This is a genomic window from Infirmifilum tikiterense (assembly GCF_054696565.1).
On record NZ_CP182482.1, the window covers coordinates 1,504,167 to 1,520,074 of the forward strand.

Genomic DNA, 15,908 nt, shown 5'->3' on the forward strand with positions numbered 1-15,908 from the left:
GGGGGTTCACCTGGTGATCCTTATCTCCCGGAGGTCCTCGAGGAAGCTCCTGCCCGGCCCCTCTGTGAAGTGCTTCCGGGCGGGCTCCAGGATCCTGGCGAGCTCCTCCGCGACGGCCGCCTTGAAATCGAGCGGGTGGACCTTCCGCTCCCTGAACTTCTCCTCGAGTTCACGGTAACTGCTGAACACGAGCCTCTCGCCTGTCTTCTTGTTGATGACCTCGAAGGGCTCGCTCCTGTCCCTGAAGATTATGTAGCGCGCGATCTCCAGGATGGGGTTGAGCTCGACCTCGCCCGCGGGGCAGAAGGCTTGCATGATCTTCCTCCTAACCTCCTCCTCTGATTCGTGTATGAAGATCGCCGTCTCCGGCTTGGACTTGGACATCTTCACATCAGCTAGGATGCCGGTGAACTCCTCCTTGTTGCCCGAGCTCTTCGCCTCCACGAGCCTCTTCCAGGCCTCCTGATCCAGGCTGAGCCCCGGGAGGAGGTGGTGGTGGAGCGCCACGGGCTTGTACCCGAAAGCCTTCTCACCGATGTCTATCGCTATCACGTGGGCCTTCCTCTGATCCATCCCCCCGTGCGCCACGTTCACCCCAAGGGAGAAGATGTCGGCGACCTGCATCGGCACATAGAGCAGCTGGGCGAAGCTGAGGGCCTCAGCCTCCTTCCGCCCCAGGATGGTTATCGACCTCCTGACCCTTGACAGCGTCGTCTCCATGGACACCTTCACGACGCTCGTAAAGTAGTCGAGGCCGAGCTTCTCGTAAACCTCGCTGCCCATCAGGAAGCGCGTCCTATCCGGGTCGCCCCCGGCGATCCTCAGGGAAACCCTGAGGGCCTCCTTGAAGTAGCCGCCGGCGACGCGCCTGATCGTCGACAGGTCGCCTCCCAGCTTCTTGTTGATCCAGCTGTGGTAGTCCGCCAGGAAGACCTGCGTCTCCACGCCAGCCCGCTGAAGGTCGGCGACCTTCTGCATCGAGATCAGGCCCGTCCCCAGGTGGACGAAGCCCGAGACCTCGAAGCCGATGTAGTGGACAAGCCTCTCACCCCGCTCAGCCAGCTCGCGGAGCCTCTCGGGCGTGAGGAGCTCCTCCGTCGGCTCCCTCAAGGCCATCTCAACCAAGAGGTCAGCGTCCAAGCAGGACCCCTGCCGTAGATTAGGAGCCATACTTATTTGATTTATGCCCTATGCCTCTCGGATTTCGGCCTCTCACCCTCGTGAAACTGCACGTTGAGTGGGAAGGGGTTGTGGTGCGGAGCGCACCGGTGAAGTTCGGGACGCGTGCTGTTCTACTGGCCCTCTCATTTTTAAAACGGGAAAAGGAGGATTCCGGCGATGATGCTCCCCTGAGCCCCAAGCACATGTGCCTAGCTTTACCCGGATGCGCCGTTTGGGTGAAACCTAAGACTGTCGCTACACGTAGACATAAACCTACGCCGAAAACATCTGAGTCAAGCTCGAAACACCGCGAGAACTCAGTACAGCGCGTTGTTTAATCGGCTTCTCGAATGCTCATCGGCCGTTTTCTTGCAAGAAGCGAGGTAGCAGTGTTCGGGGAGGAAATACCTCCGGCCCCCTGCATTTTCTCATCGTTCCAAGCTTGGAGGTGCTCTGCTACTCAGAGCAAGCTTTTCCACACAGCGGGTGTGGAAGGCCCATGCAAGCCTGAACAGTCTTACTCTGCATTGGTCTTAGGGAAAGGTTTAAATTTTACTGGAAGCAATATCTCTCGGACACATTAATGTCCAGCATCGAAGCCCGAGTAACAGAGCTTGAGAGAAAATTAGCGATACTTGCGAAAGCAGTTAGCGTTATGATGATAGAGGGTGAGGAGCTATCTGAGGAGGAAGTCGAGGAGATAAAGTCTAGGTTGGATGACTTTCTCAAAGGACAAAAAGGGGCCTTCATGGATCTCGATGAGATTATTTAAAGTGATTGTCCATAGAAAAGTCTTCAAGGAGCTAAGTGGTCTAAGTCCAGAAACTAAGAAAAGAATAACAGAAGCTCTAAAAGAGATGGAAACAAACCCCTTCACAGGAGACATCAGACCTGTTAAAGGCTTAAAAGGAGTGTTCAGAAGAAGAGTCGGAGACTACGGGATCTTCTTCACAGTTCTCTTTGAAGAAAACAATGTTGTGATCCTGTATATTAGCCATATATCGAGAGCATAAAAAAGCCTCCGACACAAGGTTAAGCTCGGAGAGGTTGAGCAGTACGAATAGGGGATAGGTCCGCGCCAATACTGAGACCTCACCTATTGGACAGTGCGATACGCATACTGAAATAGTAATGGGGGCGTTACGTGCTGAAGGCTCACGCGCCCGAACATTAAAGGCACGCTATAGTTTTTCAAAGAAAAGTCACCGGTCAATTTGAGGCACGCGGCTGGACTCAACCTATGCAAATACTCGAGACCCTGCCCTGCCGTGAAAGGAAGATGTAAACATGTAAACTTTATAAACTTGAGCAGTTACACAGCTATTGTGGGTGTAGTAGCCGTTAGGGGCTTAGACGAGGAGCTATACAGGAGAGTCAAGGCTGTCGCGACACTGAGGGGGATAAGGGTGAGGGACGCCTTCGAGGAAGCCCTCAGGCTTTGGCTGAGCATAAAGCCCGAAGTCCTCCGGGAGCTGGAGGACATCGAGAGGGAGGCCGAGCTGAACAGGAGGGCCTTCGAGGAAGCGCGCGAAAGGTTACTCGCGGAGCACGAGGGGCGCTACGCGGCCTTCGCCGGCGGGAGGCTACTCGGAGTGTTCGACAACCTTGAGGAGGCGGCCAAGGCGGTGGAGGCATCAGGAGCCAGGCACGGGGTCATCGAGCGACTGATCCGCAAAGTGGGGAAGAGGGAGGTGGAACTGGGTTGGAGCCTGGTCGAGCTGTAGCTGAGGGCTACTACAGCAGCAGCGAGAGGCCGCCCGTTCCAGTCGTAAGGCTGAACGTCTACACGCCATCTGGGAGGAGGGGAACCACTGTAGAGGCGAGGGTGGACACAGGGTTCTCGGGGACCCTCCTGTTGTCGATCGAGGAGTACCTGAGGCTGGGCCTGCACCTCTACGAGGACGCCGAGAAAATCGAGGGGCTCGTCGCGGGGGGCTACCGCGTGGAGCTCAGGGTTTCCCGCTGCATTGTCGAGCTGGGAGGGTTCAGGGAGGCCTGCGAAGTGTACACCACAGTCTTCGCGAGGAGGAGCCTGCTGGGCAGAGGGCTCCTAGACAGGTTCACCGCGCTGCTTGACGCGCCCAGAGGGGTCGTGAGGCTCGAGGCTCCCCCGGCGGCTCAAAAGCGTTGAGCGACACCTAGAGTTGCTGAGCCAAGCGGGTTTTAATCATATTGAGTCAACCCTAACGCCCTTACAGCGGTGAACGGTAAAACTCGTAAACCGCTGCCCCCGAGCAACGCTTCGCCTAGACTTGTCACTTGGTGTACATCTCCCCCTGATAGCGCCAAACCAGCTATCATGAGTAAAACGACCATCCCACTTTCGTAAGAACAATTTGAAAATCCTAGGGCAACTTCTCTTCGAATGAAGCAGATTTTCCCCTATTCCTACTTTCAGCTTCCTTAAACTATACCCCGGTGAATTTCATTTGAGCGCCGAGAAGCTCGCACCCCACCACCTAGCGAGAAGAGAGTCACTCAAAAGTAATGATTTCGAAAATAAGTAGTAAAGAAGAAGGTTTTTAGGTTTACCTATTGACCCCGCGCTGGCTTCGGTTCAACGGGGCGTTGCACCTGAGAGCGGCGCCTCGTACCGATGATCAAGCCGAGGGCCGCACCTGCTACGCCGGCAAGGGGGATGCCCACGTAGGTCATTGTCCTCAGAGCATCAACCTCCCTTCTGAGCCCTTCAGCCTCGCCCCTGAGCTGTTCGAGGTCTCTTTTCGCGCTCTGCAGCTGGTTCTCCAGGTCTGCCTTCTCCCTTGTAATGCTTTGAACCTTTTCCTCCAGGCTCGCCTTCTCGGCGGTGAGTGCGGCCAGGGTGCGGTTGAGCTCCTGGTTCTGCTTCTGCAGGTTGGCCAGCTGCTCTCCCAGCCTCACCTCAGCTTCGGAAAGCACCATGGCAGGAAGCGCCGTTGCCTCAGCTGGTGCGAGAAGCTCGGATCCCGGGAACACGGCCTTGAAGAGAAGGCTACCGCTAACGGTGATGTTTAAGATGATCCTGAACCTCCCATCGCTACCCGTCAAAGCTCTCGTATAGTTGAGCCACGTCTTTCCGTTATCGATGCTCACGTAGATCAAGACCGCGGCGCCCTCCACGCTGGGTGTTAGTTCCCCGACAAGGGTAACGCTCTTCGGCTGAGTCGCAAGAGCGCTGAGGGTGAGGCGCGTCGGGTTCTTAACCGCGATCTGAACAGTCGGGCTAGTTGAGCCCTGATACTCGCTGTTTCCCGGGAAGCTAGCGAAGGCTTCCCAAACCCCCACCGAATCAGGGGTAAAGGTGTAGCTGAACGAACCCTTGTCGTCGGTCTGTAGCTCGACGTTAATTCTAGAGCCATTGGGAGCCTTAATGCTCAGAGTGACGCTGACCTTCATAGCTGGTGTGATGTTGCCGATGATCGTGACGGCTTCGCCGCGAACGCAGGACACCGGGTAGGCGGTGATAGATAGTCTGGTCAATTTTTTCGATGGAGGCGGAGGTGGAGGCGGGGCGGCCTTCTGGAGCACTACGTCGATCCTTATCACGCCCTCACCGGTCTTTGAGGCCGAGCCGCTGTACTCGCCCTTCACCGCAGTGACAGTAACCGTGACGGGGACTGAGGGGACCGTCAGGTCAACCTGATACTTTCCATCCGAGCCTGCCGTCGTGGAAGCGGTAACTGAGCCAGCCTTAACAGTCACAGAGGCTCCGGCGGCCGGAGATCCATCAGGCATCTTGATGTAACCCCAGACGGTCACCGGAACCTGCGCGCTCACGTGCTTAAGCAGTAGCGAGAGCACCAGCGCCGCGACGACGAGCAGGGTAAGAGCCTTCCTCGCCGACACGACGGTCACCCCTTGTTTACTTCAACCCACCGAGCAGGCAAAGTGAGGTACACGAAGTAGCCATAACCCCTCTCAAGCTGGAAGTCCTTGTCCGGGGTGCTGACCCCGGGGATGAAGCCGGAGAACCTCTGCGCAGAAACGTCCCACTTCCAGACCGCCTGCAGGCTCCCACCGACGGCCGCGGCGAGGTCTGAGGCGCGCATCGGCAACAACTGTTCCCCGCTCAGCGCTATCAGGTTGTAACGGGCGGCGAGCTCCCGGACGTGCGCCCTTGCGAGGAGCAACCACTCGCTCTCGTTGCCGAGACCCGTGCCGAGGAAGTCGGTGTAGACGTAGACGCTGTACTCGCCCACGGCCAGCTGGCTGGAGCTGATGTTGAGGAGCACCACCTCCCACGCACCGCCGAAGCTGCCGTCGGCTGGCTGCGCTGCGAAGCCGGTGCAGGAGCCCTGCGAGCAGAGCACATAGTAGACCGCGAGCACCGGCAGCCCAGCTTCACTCGAGGCGTTCACGACCAGAACTGAGCTCCCAGCCGAGTAGAGGACGGAGACAACGTCGAACTTAGGGCCGAGGCCCCAGTAATTTAGCACCACCTTAAACGCCGCTTGACCGTAGGCCGCAACCTCGCCTGCGCGCATGGCGTACACCCTAACCAGGTAGTCTCCAATGGGCGCGGCTGAAGGTATCTGCACAATCCCGGAGTACGTCCCGTTGCCCTCGTCCTGCATTGCCACCCTTGCTAGCAGGCTCCCGTCGGGGCGGTAGACCTCCGCGGTTACGTTTAAGCCCGGGAGCGGGGTGGAGGCGTTGTACACCGTTGCCGAGAGCAGCACCTGGGAGCCAGCCTGGTACACTGCCTTGTCAGTCCTCGGCACGAGGTAGACGGACGTCGAGAGCCACCTCAGGGCGTTCCTCAGGAGCGCGTCGCGGTCTGAGGCGTTGAGGTAGTGGACGGGGAAGGCCACGTAGACGACCCTCGCGTTGGAGCCCAGCGGCAGGCCGTCGTAGACCACTACGGCAGAGTAGTCTGTGCCGGTGTAGCGCATTACCTCAACCCCCCCGTTGACGGGGTAGACGCCATCAGGCCATGGGGGTTGCGCGGAGAAAGCAAGGACAGATATGCCGCTCGTCACCGGGTGGAGCAGCGTAGCCTCGACGGGACCTGCCCCAGCATTGTCAACGAGGTAGCAGGCGTGGGCGACCCTCACCATGAACTCGTCGCACCCGTGGTCGAGTCCGATGTCCTCGCCCTCCAAGAGGAGCCTGCCTCCGGCCTCGACGAACTGTATGAGCGTGCCCGCCTCCGTGGGGCTGACCGCCCACCAATAGCCTGTTCCCGAGTGCCAGACCACCAGAGGGACGTTCGCGTTGAGGAGCATGTCCAGGGGCGGCTCCCCGAGCTCACTCTCCCTCCACACGAAGACGCTGAACCCGAGGGAGGACGCTACGGCCTCGAACTCCTCGGGCCAGAAGCCCTCGTCTGGCTTAAACCTTGCGTCGTCGTCCACCACGATGAGGACGGTGTTGGGCACGAGCTTTATCTCCTGGACCGTGACGTTGACGGTCATGGGGACTCGCGGGTAGTAGAAGGTCCTGGTGCCCCAGGCATCGCCTTTGCTCGCGTTCAGGCGGTAGGTGCCCGAGCTGATGCCCCGGAACTCGTAGTACCCGTCCGTAGCGACCGTCTCGTAGAGCAACTGGCCGCTGAAGTAGTCGTACAGCCTGACCACAGCGCCGGCGACGGGCTGCTGGTTAGGGTCGAGCACCCAGCCCCTGAGCACCGGCTCGGGCGGGGGCGGCGGAGGGCTACCTGCGCCCTTTAGGATTGCAGAGGGGTCGCCGATGAGCGAGCCGTACTCCACTACGGTGTACCAGTCGAGGTCCCAGCCCGTCCCGAAGGTGCTCAGGTACTCCTCTAGGGCGAGGGCGTGCATGAGCCCGGGGCTGGGGCCCGGCAATAGCGCTGTAGCGTTCTCGAGGACCTTGAACGATCTAATGAACATCACGTCTAAAGCATTGCTTAACCCGTAGGTGGTCCAGTACCCGATGTAAGCATAGGCTAACTCGGCTGCTCCAACGTAGGCTATCGCCCCTCCCCTGTGGAGGATGAATGCCTCCGAGATCGCCACGTCGGTGTCCGCGAAGTCGTTCGTCAAGCAGGCTGACGCGAAGACAACAGCTGTCTTGTTCCCGTTTCCGAGGAAGAAGAAGACGTCACCTGATGTAAAGTACCCTTCATCAGACCAGCTCCCAAACCACCAGAGCCATGTGTTGCCGTGCCCCGCGAAGTTGACGAACCCGTAGCCGTTGCTGATCTCCCGGATCACGTTGCTGCGGGTGAGGTTGCCCAGCCCCTCGTAGAGCTTGGTCCACGAGAAGTCCTCAGGCAGGGCGTACTGCTCGATGTAGTCCTTGGTTATCTCGCCCTCAGGCCGCAGCGGATCCCAGAAGGTCACGGTGCCGAGCAACAGGATCCTCCTGAACCAGCTGTTTTCGGGCTGGTACCCGGCGATCTTGCTCACGACGGCCATAGCGGTGGCCTCGTCCCTCACAGGGAGCCTGCCGACTACGATGTCCGGGTAGCCATCAACGCCGTCCTCCCCGGGCTCACCCCAGTCGCTGTCGCCGTCCGCGTTCCAGGAGCCGTCAAGGTCGGCGTAGTAGAGGTCGGTCTCAACGTAGGGGTTGATCCAAGCGTAGTCCTCGATCCCGCTCCAGTGCACCCTGCGGGTTGGGATGAGGTTTGTGTCGCCGAAGAGGATCACGTAAAGGCTTCCCGTCTGGGAGGCGAGGTCCTTCAGGTAGTTCCTGATCTTCTCCGGCTTGTCGACGCCCTGGTAGTTGCTGTATATCCAGTCGGTTGTCACGACGATCGACTTCAGGCCAGTCTGGTTCTTGATCTCGGCCAGCTGGTTGGCGTAGGGGCTGAGCTCGGGGGGAGATATGATGACTAGGTTCAAGTCCAGTAGGGGCTTGGGCTCCTCGCTGGAAGTGTACTCGACCGTCACCTCGGCGGAGCTGATGTAGCTGATCCGCCCCTCCGCGGGCACGTACTGGACGGGGAATATCCTGACAACTACGATTGTCGCTCTCTCGCCGCGAGCGTTCAAGCCGCGGTGGACCTCGTACTCGTAGACCTTGCCCGGGTACGGGGCCTTTGAGCTGTAAATCTTCGGGTCCTCTACGTAGACCTCCCGCGCGGTGGCGTTCTTCGCCTTGTCAAGCCTAACGGGTTGCGGTGAGGGGAGTAGCCTGTGCTTTCCAGGGAGCTGGGCCTCCCGGTAGCTCACCTTCACTGAGAGAACTTCGGCGTGGTAGGGGAGCTCGAACTTAATGACCTTCACAGGCACTATTGGTGCTCCCGGCCTCAGATAGGGCTGGGTGTCCACTACGCTGACCACCTCGTAGCCCTCTACGGGTGCCTTCACTAAGGAGGGCGCCTTGAAAGCGAGGCTGGAGGTAAGGGTTTTAGGGCCGTTGGGGGCGGCGGAGAAGCGGGGGGTGCGAGCCGCAAAGGCGGTTAGAAGGACTGCTAGAAGCACTAAAGATATCAGAGTTCTTGTGTAACTCCTCATACAGGAAATTTATTTTTTAACACTTGTATTTATTTTTTATCTTATGTTATGTTCGGTGAGGCAAGCTTATTAAGCGGGCCCTCATCTGCTTTGCTGTGCTTAGGACAGCGGGCGTTCTGCTACTCACACTGCTCTTCCCGCCCCTTCTGCTTGCGCAACCGCTTCAGGTGCTCCTCGAAGTACCAAGGTGGGTTGACGATTCAGCAGGCTTCGACATCACCGTTAGAGTGACCGGCGTCGCCGGGCCTACCCAGGTGAGCCTGAGCCTCAAGGGTGGTGGCTTGGCCTTCGAGAAGACGCTACGGGTTAACCTCAGCGGCTCCGATTACGTCGCGGTGCCCGTCGTCAGGCTCCAGCCTGGCGTCTACACCGCCGCGGTCACCGTATCCGCGGCGAGCGCGAGCGCAGCCTCGAGCACTGAGGTGTACGTTGCCCCCTCGCGTGCGAGCCTGCTACGGCTGGTCTCCAGGCTGTCCGAGGTTGAGGGCGAGCTCTCCAGGGTTAGGCCGGTCGTCAGGAACTCCACCCTCCTGGGCGAGATCGACAGCGAGAGGAGTAGGATCTACACGGGTCTAAGCCGCCTAGCGGCGCTAGTGGCAGCTCGGGAGAACCTTAAGGAAGCTGCCCTGCTCTACGGAGACCTCTACAGGTCCATAGAGCGAGTATACGGGCTCGCCTCGTCTGCCGGAGGCTACGAGCTCTTCGTGTGGTCGGCCCTCGTCCCCCTGGACTCTTCGCTCAAGTTCCCCGCCGACGCAACTTACCTCTGGGCAAAGCTCGCCGCAGCCTTCCTGCTCCTTGTGCTCCTCCTCGTCGCACTCTACCCGCTCTACGCGGCTGACTACCGCGAGCTGGTCAGCCTCGTCTCCGACCGTAAGCCAGACGGAGAAGTGCTCGACGCGGTCTCAGCGCACGCATCCGAGATCCTCGAGGCCGCGGGAGGCGAGATCACTTCCTTCGAGAAGCCAGGAGGCTACCTGAGGCTCATCCTCGCCACCTTCCTCGCCTCGATCGGCCTGATGACCAACAACGTGACCGCCATAATAGGCTCGATGCTCCTCTCAAGCCTGATGGGCGTCGCCGTAGCGGGGGCCGCAAGCCTAGCAACCCGCACACCGGGCAACAGCGAGGCGCTGCGCTACTTCTACAGGGGGCTGAGGGACACCGCCGTGGGGATAGTGGTGATAGTTCTATCCTCGCTCGCCATCTCCCTGGCAGCCAGCCTCTTCGTGCCCCTCCAGCCGACCCCCGAGCTGGAGGCCAGGGGCTCGCCGAACCTAGCCGACGCGGCCGTGGCGATGTGCGCAGGCGCTGTAGCGTCCCTCTCAATGATCTACAGGAGAGAGGTGGGACCCCTCGTGGGGGCCGCGATAGCCATAGCTCTCGTCCCGCCCGCCGCGGCGGTGGGCGTTTCGTTAGCGATGCTCAACCCCCGCCTCTTCACCGGGGCAGCCTCCCTGCTCACTATCAACGTGCTAGCCCTCATGATCACCGGCTACCTGGTGGCGAAGATCTACATACTCGCACCTGTCTTCCGCCACGTGTGGGAAAGGCACGGCGGGGGCCGGAACCCCCTCCTCGGGTCCCTAGCCCTTGTCGAGGCGTGGGCAGACGCGGTGCTAGGGGTCGCGAGGGGGGCTTCCCTGGGCGACGCTCTAGCGAAAATAGGCAGGAGGATCTACTCGACGGCCCTCCTCCCCCTAGCCTCCCTCGGCCTAGCCGCGCTGGCGACGAGCACCATATCCAACCTCCTCTCCAGCGCGCACGCCTCAGTCATCGCGGCAGTAGCGGACAGCCTTACAGCCCTCCTCCCGACAGCTATGCCGAGGTGGGCCGCGCTTCTCGCCAGCACAGCGCTCGCAATCGCCGCTTCGGCAGTCGTAGCCTCCCAAGTGAGGGAGTACAGGAGGAGAGGCAGCCCCGGGAGCCTGGCGTGGGTTGCTGTCTCCTCGTTCCTCCTGTGGCTTAGCCTCGGCTACATCCTCGGGATCCACCTGCTGAGCTCCATCGCAGCGCTTTTCACCGTGGCCCTCGCGACCGCCATCGGGGTGGCACTTTACAAGCCGATAAGGGGGAGGGAAGCAACCCTACTGGCGAAGCTCCTGGTGGTGCTCACCCTGACCCTAGTGCTGGTTAACAGCGCCTCAGCCTTCACGCAGCTGGAAGCCCGGCGCAGGCTAGCAGGGGGCTTCACGCTCCTCGCCAGGGAGGTCGTCGCCTCGCACCTGGGCGTGCTCCCGGAGGACGTGGAGCTCAGCGTTGAGGGGGCGAACGCCGTGAGGGCAGTCGTCCGGCTCGACGTGAACAGGCTCGAAGAGCTATCGCGGGTCAGCGGGCTGGAGGCGATGATCGAAGAGGCCATACGCGCGCTCACAGGCGTGGACGTACACGTGAGCATAGACCTCACCATCAAGCCACCCTAAGCTCCCGCCTCGCACAAAAATGATCCGGGACCTCGAGGAGGTGCCCGCGCAAACCATCAAAGGTGCGGGCCTTGATGTAAACTCGATTTTCCTCTACTGAAGGATGGGTGTAGCAGCGTTTGAGCCCTCCGCCGCTAAAATGCACCCCTGTTCCCTCTCAGCAGAGGTAGCTGCGCTGGATTTCTCAGGTAGCGTGTCACAGCCCTCATTATCGCGCGTTTACCCTCGATAGAATTAGACGGGTAGATGATGATTTTTCTTTCCTAACTGATATACGCGTTTCATGGTTAGATATACCAACCAAATATTTATAAATTTAAACGAATTGGTCCGAGCGGTGAGGAAGTTGTCGGATAAGGGTGCTACAGCTGGGCTGCTTACAATCGGCGAAGAAGTCTACCTGCGCGCATTGACCGGGTACTTCATCGGCTCTGAGCTGCTCAAGGGCGCTGGCAGGGTTGCGCTGGTGCCTTTGAACGACAGGATATGCCTCTCGATAGCATCGGCCACCGCGGCCACCTACTGGGCGCTGAACGGGAGGAGGGAGAAGCTGGTGTCCGTCTTCGAGTACAACCCCGCGAACCCGCGCGAGACCGCTTCCCGCGTGGCTTCCTGGGGCCCAGACACCGTCATGATCCTCTTCGGCGGCGAGAGCAGGATGTCCGACGTGAACAGGCACACCGTCGACTTCCTGAGGGCCCTGTCGGGGAGCGGCTTCAGGGGCAGGCTCGTGATCCACGTAAGGACGTGGCTCGCGACCAACAGGCTTCAGGCAGTCCTGGCCGACAGGGAGCTGTCCAGCTACCTCGAGTCGCTACCCGAATTGAGGGTCTTCACAGCCGACCTCGCGGCGAAGAAGTTCCTCTTCCACAGGGTCGCGGTAAGGGGCGGGCAGGCATCGCTGGAGACCTTCGCGCAGGCCGACCTCACAGACGAGCACGTCCACCTCCTGAAGAACTCGCTACCCCCGCCCTAAGCCAGCCTTCACCCGTTAATTTTTTTCTCGAAGCCTCCAGGTTAGAAGTCTCACAAGCTTAGACGCCGGACCCCCTGAGGGGCTTGTAGCTGAAGAGCCTCCACTAACAACCGACGCTCAACTGCGGGGCAAAAGGGAATCCCCTGCGACAGGCCTTGAGCGCTTTTAGCTGTGCAGGCCGGCTCGGCGCCTCAGCTCCGGGAGAAGCTCGCCGTACACCTCCACGCCGTCGAGGCACTCCCTGTAGAACTGGTTCCCGCGCCCCACCGCCTCCACGAGCTCGTCGAGTCCCACCACGGTGATCTCCACGTCTGTGGAGCCCACAGCCCTCAGGTGGAACCTGTCCTCGTCCCTGACGCGCTCGACCACCACTAGCAGGTCGACGTCGCTAACCCCCTTCACGAACCTCCCCCTCGCCAGGGAGCCCGCGACCACGACGGAGAGCGGCCTGAAGGCCTCCACCAGATCGGCTATGATGGCGCAGAGGCCCTCGAGGAGCTCCGGGTCCTCAACGACCCGGCTAAGCCTCCTTAGGACCTCGGCGCTATCCTTCAGCTTCTCACTGCTGTGCATGGTACTCAAAACCTCTCTGAGAATATAACCCCCCTGGAACACTATGAAAAATATTGTCTTTGTGAGCTAGGCTCCGAGCCTCAGCTACCTCCTATAAAGCATGACGGTGGCGATGTGGCTGCAGACCCTCGCCCTGCGCACGTAGCCATAAGCGCGGAAGAAGTCGCACCCATATTTCCCTTCGCTTATCCACACGTTGTACCAGTGGTAGGTGTCTCCCACCCCCGGCAACGCCTTCACCAGCCGGTGCCCGCTTTTAAGCCCTCTGCACCTTCCTGGGAGGTGCGGCGAGTGGTTTCACTTTCAGCGTTCACAGCGAAAGGGAGATAAACCCCTGCAGCACCGCCACGATTGAGGTGTAGGGCAGTTGGCCGCTGCTGCCGCTGAGGCGTGGCGGCCGCCGGGTGCTCCTCCCCGGAGGCCCCGAGAGGGGCAGGCCCGAAGAGGGCGATGCGTCGCCCCCGTGTGGCGACCCCGAGGCCGAAGAAAGATGACGAAAAATTTAAGGGGGCCAGTGGGGGCAGAAAAGGAGGAGCACACACCCACCCACTAACCCGCGGACGAGCTATAAAAACCCCGAAGCGAACCCGCGGGGAAAGCTGAAAGCCTGCCCCAGCGCAGGCGAGGCATCAGGTCGTGGCGCCCGCGAGCCTGGAGACGAGGCCGGCAACGACCCTCACGTACTCGAAGCCCTTCTCGAACACCGGCTTGTGCTCCTGCTCCTCGTACACCGCGCCGTAGAAGACAGCCCCGTGCAGCCTGTCCCGGACCTCGACGAACACTAACGCCAGCTCCTCGGCCCGGCCGCTTTCGAGGCCGGCTACCCGGAGCGCTCTCGCGATGAACGCCCTCCACGTCTCACCCCTCTCGGGCGCCACGCGGCCCAGGGCGAGCTCGGTAAGCGCGAGGGTGACACGCCGCACCGAGGCCCAGAGCTTCTCGGCGGCGTCGTAGGGGTTGCCTTTCCCAAGTAGCTCAAGCGCCCTGCTCATGTAGGCCTCCGCGAACTCGACATGCTCACACACCCAGACTCGCTCGTATTCAGCGCCTCCTGCACGAACTGCCACGACACACCCCTCTGAAAAGAAGCCCGCTGGCATAAATACCCCCGTGATAATCGGGGCTCAGCACAGGGTAGCGAGCGACTCAACAACACACGCAAGCCCCGCTCGAGCAGTCGCACTTCAGGAGAAGCCGAAAAACGGGCTAATGCCCCAGGGCATCGGCGAAGTATTACGCGAGGCGCCTCAACCCCCGCTTTGGCAACACCTTAGACTCTCATAGATTCGTTGCGTACACAGCAAATGCACGGAGGCTACCAGCTTACTAGCCGAAGAGAACGGATCAACGCCACCTAAGAGCACTATTCGCCAAGGGGTGCACGCACGAGTTATTATGCTTCGAGCGCTATGGCCTCCGGAGCATTAGCACATGAGGTTAGTGGAGGTCTAAAGAGCGAGAACTGACCCCTAGCGTTCCCTCGTCCTAGTTACAGCGTGTTAGAGCCTCAAGTAGGCAGCACGAGGTGGAAGCTAGCAGGAACGTGGAGGCGGTAGCCCCAGGTACGTATGATCCGAGGCAACACACTCGGTGCTCCAGCACGAGGGAGTGAAGCGCCAACCACGGGTTACATCGAAGCTCCAGAGGAGGATCAGGGGTCTGGGCGACAGCTGCCCCAACACCGCGAAAAGACGTGCCGTTTGTTCCGAGTAGCTTCTGTCGCGCCGCTCCAGGCTCAAAGCGACACCACCGTTGTAGCTCAAAGCCCGCTCAAAAGCGCTGAGCGGTGTGCTTTAGCCCCACGACTAATTCCCGCTGGTGCAACTGCCAGCTACAAGCGCGTTTGCTTGCACCCTGGTTGGCGCGGTCTGTGCCGCACAACTTTTCCCGTGAAGCGCTGGGAAGCTGCGTGAGCCTCCAAAGCACGCCACCGGAGGAACTTTGAAGCCCATGCCCTGGTCTAATTACCGAAAACCTTGAAGCTCTCAAGCCGACACCACGACCATCAAGTTTTTAGGAAGATACAAGCACTCCCAATCGATGAGCGAGCTCCACCTCGCGGCGGCTAAGGGGGACTTGAAAAAGGTTAGAAAGCTCCTCAAGCAGTCTGGCCGGACGCCGCTACACTTGGCCGCTTCTCGGGGCCACCTGGATGTTGCTAGGCTACTCGTAGAGAGCGGCGCAGACGTCGACGCCAGGAGCGAATTCGGCTATACGCCGCTGCACGTGGCCGCTATGGAAGGCTACTTGGATGTTGCTAGGCTGCTCGTCGAGAGCGGGGCGGACGTCGACGCGAGGGATAAGAAGGGGAGGACTCCCTTGGACCTCGCGAGGAAGGGAGGGCACAGGGAAGTCATGAAGCTCCTCAAGTCGGCGAGGCGGGGGCGGTTGGTTCAGCCAGCTAAGCAGAGGCCCGTGGAAAGCCAGCGTGTGGAGCAGCTCCTCGTGTCGGTCGAGGCCCCTCAACTGGCTGCTGGTGAGTGGGGTGTTTTGAGGGTTAGGCTGGGCGGCAGGGCGAGGCTTCTTCTCGAGGGGGATGTGGAGTGGATCGACCCTGGCGAGGCTGAGGGCCCCGTCGAGGTCCCCGTTAAGCCGAAGACGGCTGGCAGGCTGCCCGTAGCCGTTGTCGCGAGGAGCGGGGGCGTGGAGGAGAGGAGGGTAGTCTGGCTCGAGGCGGCTGAGCGGGCGGAGCGCTCTCCGGCCCGGGAGCGCGCGACGCTACGCGCCTGCCCGAGCTGCGGCGCCCCAGTAGAGCCCTGGGCGAAGTACTGCTGGAGGTGAGGGGCCCGTGAAACACTGATAGAGCGGCTACGGAGTTTTGCGGTTGGAGTTAAGCGTTGCTGGAGGCCTCTGCGTGGATCGACCTCAGGACGCGAGCACGTCTGGCTCCTGGAGGACCCGCTACCCTTGCCTTAAGCTGGCTTTCGTACGAGAAAAATCTCGGTTTTTCAGGGTGGGGGAGGTGGGGGTGGTGGCTTTATGAACTGTTCTGCTAGGTCTCCGATGAATGGGAACTTGTAGAGCTCCCCTTGTAGCGACTTGATGATTCCGATTATGACGACTATGAGGCGGAGGAGGCTCCACAGGATCCAGAGGGAGGGTAATGCTAAGGTGAGGATGATAAACGTGATCGCCGCCAGCGTCCACTGGGCTGCGTGGAACCTGACGAAGTAGTTCTCGGGCTCGAGGATAAGGAAGATTATGCCGGCTACTGGGACGAGGATAATGTTTATGGGGAAGGGGAAGATCCAGCTAGTTATCACGCCGAGGAGGTAGCTGAGGGCGGCTTCAGCCTTCTCGTCCAGCCCGAGCCTGGTCGGTGCCATGATATATTTTCACATTCGTTCTTTATATGCTTTTTGCTGCTTGAGGGTT

14 protein-coding genes are annotated in these 15,908 nt (G+C 60.2%); 7 read left to right on the forward strand and 7 right to left on the reverse strand.

The window, feature by feature from the left end; all coding sequences use genetic code 11:
• Positions 1-6: 6 nt before the first annotated feature.
• On the reverse strand, positions 7-1,140 hold the full coding sequence (locus ACNO7C_RS08280) for a tyrosine--tRNA ligase (protein WP_460024635.1): 1,134 nt from the start codon (positions 1,138-1,140) through the stop codon (positions 7-9).
• Positions 1,141-1,744: 604 nt separating this feature from the next.
• Here ACNO7C_RS08280 and ACNO7C_RS08285 point away from each other — a divergent pair.
• The 4 genes from ACNO7C_RS08285 (at position 1,745) to ACNO7C_RS08300 (ending at position 3,292) form a co-directional block, all read left to right on the forward strand.
• Positions 1,745-1,933, forward strand: coding sequence for a hypothetical protein (locus tag ACNO7C_RS08285; RefSeq protein WP_460024636.1), 189 nt, complete (start codon positions 1,745-1,747; stop codon positions 1,931-1,933).
• A 1-nt stretch (position 1,934) separates the two neighbouring features.
• Positions 1,935-2,174, forward strand: a complete 240-nt coding sequence (locus ACNO7C_RS08290) for a type II toxin-antitoxin system RelE family toxin (RefSeq protein WP_460024637.1) — start codon at positions 1,935-1,937, stop codon at positions 2,172-2,174.
• A gap of 312 nt (positions 2,175-2,486) precedes the next feature.
• On the forward strand, positions 2,487-2,885 hold the full coding sequence (locus tag ACNO7C_RS08295; protein ID WP_460024638.1) for a hypothetical protein: 399 nt from the start codon (positions 2,487-2,489) through the stop codon (positions 2,883-2,885).
• Complete coding sequence (locus tag ACNO7C_RS08300) at positions 2,864-3,292, forward strand: hypothetical protein (RefSeq protein ID WP_460024639.1); 429 nt, start codon at positions 2,864-2,866, stop codon at positions 3,290-3,292. Before ACNO7C_RS08295 ends, ACNO7C_RS08300 begins: the two co-directional genes overlap by 22 nt.
• Before the next feature lie 401 nt (positions 3,293-3,693).
• Here ACNO7C_RS08300 and ACNO7C_RS08305 read toward each other — a convergent pair whose 3' ends face one another.
• Together ACNO7C_RS08305 and ACNO7C_RS08310 are read right to left on the reverse strand one after the other, a co-directional pair.
• Complete coding sequence (locus tag ACNO7C_RS08305; RefSeq protein ID WP_460024640.1) at positions 3,694-4,986, reverse strand: hypothetical protein; 1,293 nt, start codon at positions 4,984-4,986, stop codon at positions 3,694-3,696.
• 5 nt (positions 4,987-4,991) lie between these two features.
• On the reverse strand, positions 4,992-8,414 hold the full coding sequence (locus ACNO7C_RS08310; RefSeq protein ID WP_460024641.1) for a C25 family cysteine peptidase: 3,423 nt from the start codon (positions 8,412-8,414) through the stop codon (positions 4,992-4,994).
• A gap of 242 nt (positions 8,415-8,656) precedes the next feature.
• Between ACNO7C_RS08310 and ACNO7C_RS08315 the strand changes: the two genes are divergently transcribed.
• Positions 8,657-10,984: a DUF389 domain-containing protein gene (locus tag ACNO7C_RS08315; protein WP_460024642.1), complete on the forward strand. Its 2,328-nt coding sequence runs from the start codon at positions 8,657-8,659 to the stop codon at positions 10,982-10,984.
• Positions 10,985-11,321: 337 nt separating this feature from the next.
• Entirely contained in the window at positions 11,322-11,960 is a 639-nt protein-coding gene (locus ACNO7C_RS08320) for a hypothetical protein (RefSeq protein ID WP_460024643.1), read from the forward strand.
• A gap of 165 nt (positions 11,961-12,125) precedes the next feature.
• On the opposite strand, the gene ACNO7C_RS08325 is transcribed toward ACNO7C_RS08320, so the two are convergent.
• From ACNO7C_RS08325 to ACNO7C_RS08335, 3 genes are all read right to left on the reverse strand, one after another.
• On the reverse strand, positions 12,126-12,533 hold the full coding sequence (locus ACNO7C_RS08325; RefSeq protein WP_460024644.1) for a nucleotidyltransferase domain-containing protein: 408 nt from the start codon (positions 12,531-12,533) through the stop codon (positions 12,126-12,128).
• A gap of 84 nt (positions 12,534-12,617) precedes the next feature.
• The gene (locus tag ACNO7C_RS08330; protein ID WP_460024645.1) at positions 12,618-12,764 is read right to left on the reverse strand and encodes a hypothetical protein; all 147 of its coding nucleotides are present in this window, start codon (positions 12,762-12,764) and stop codon (positions 12,618-12,620) included.
• A 398-nt stretch (positions 12,765-13,162) separates the two neighbouring features.
• Positions 13,163-13,558, reverse strand: coding sequence for a PaREP1 family protein (locus ACNO7C_RS08335; protein WP_460024646.1), 396 nt, complete (start codon positions 13,556-13,558; stop codon positions 13,163-13,165).
• A gap of 1,015 nt (positions 13,559-14,573) precedes the next feature.
• Here ACNO7C_RS08335 and ACNO7C_RS08340 point away from each other — a divergent pair.
• On the forward strand, positions 14,574-15,314 hold the full coding sequence (locus ACNO7C_RS08340) for an ankyrin repeat domain-containing protein (RefSeq protein WP_460024647.1): 741 nt from the start codon (positions 14,574-14,576) through the stop codon (positions 15,312-15,314).
• 167 nt (positions 15,315-15,481) lie between these two features.
• On the opposite strand, the gene ACNO7C_RS08345 is transcribed toward ACNO7C_RS08340, so the two are convergent.
• Complete coding sequence (locus ACNO7C_RS08345) at positions 15,482-15,859, reverse strand: DUF4870 domain-containing protein (RefSeq protein WP_460024648.1); 378 nt, start codon at positions 15,857-15,859, stop codon at positions 15,482-15,484.
• Positions 15,860-15,908 lie beyond the last annotated feature (49 nt).

Coding starts and splice junctions, on each gene's coding strand:
- ACNO7C_RS08325 (WP_460024644.1), bottom strand. CDS start 12,533: ATGCACAGCAGTGAGAAGCTGAAGGATAGCGCCGAGGTCCTAAGGAGG.
- ACNO7C_RS08345 (WP_460024648.1), bottom strand. CDS start 15,859: ATGGCACCGACCAGGCTCGGGCTGGACGAGAAGGCTGAAGCCGCCCTC.
- ACNO7C_RS08285 (WP_460024636.1), top strand. CDS start 1,745: ATGTCCAGCATCGAAGCCCGAGTAACAGAGCTTGAGAGAAAATTAGCG.
- ACNO7C_RS08340 (WP_460024647.1), top strand. CDS start 14,574: ATGAGCGAGCTCCACCTCGCGGCGGCTAAGGGGGACTTGAAAAAGGTT.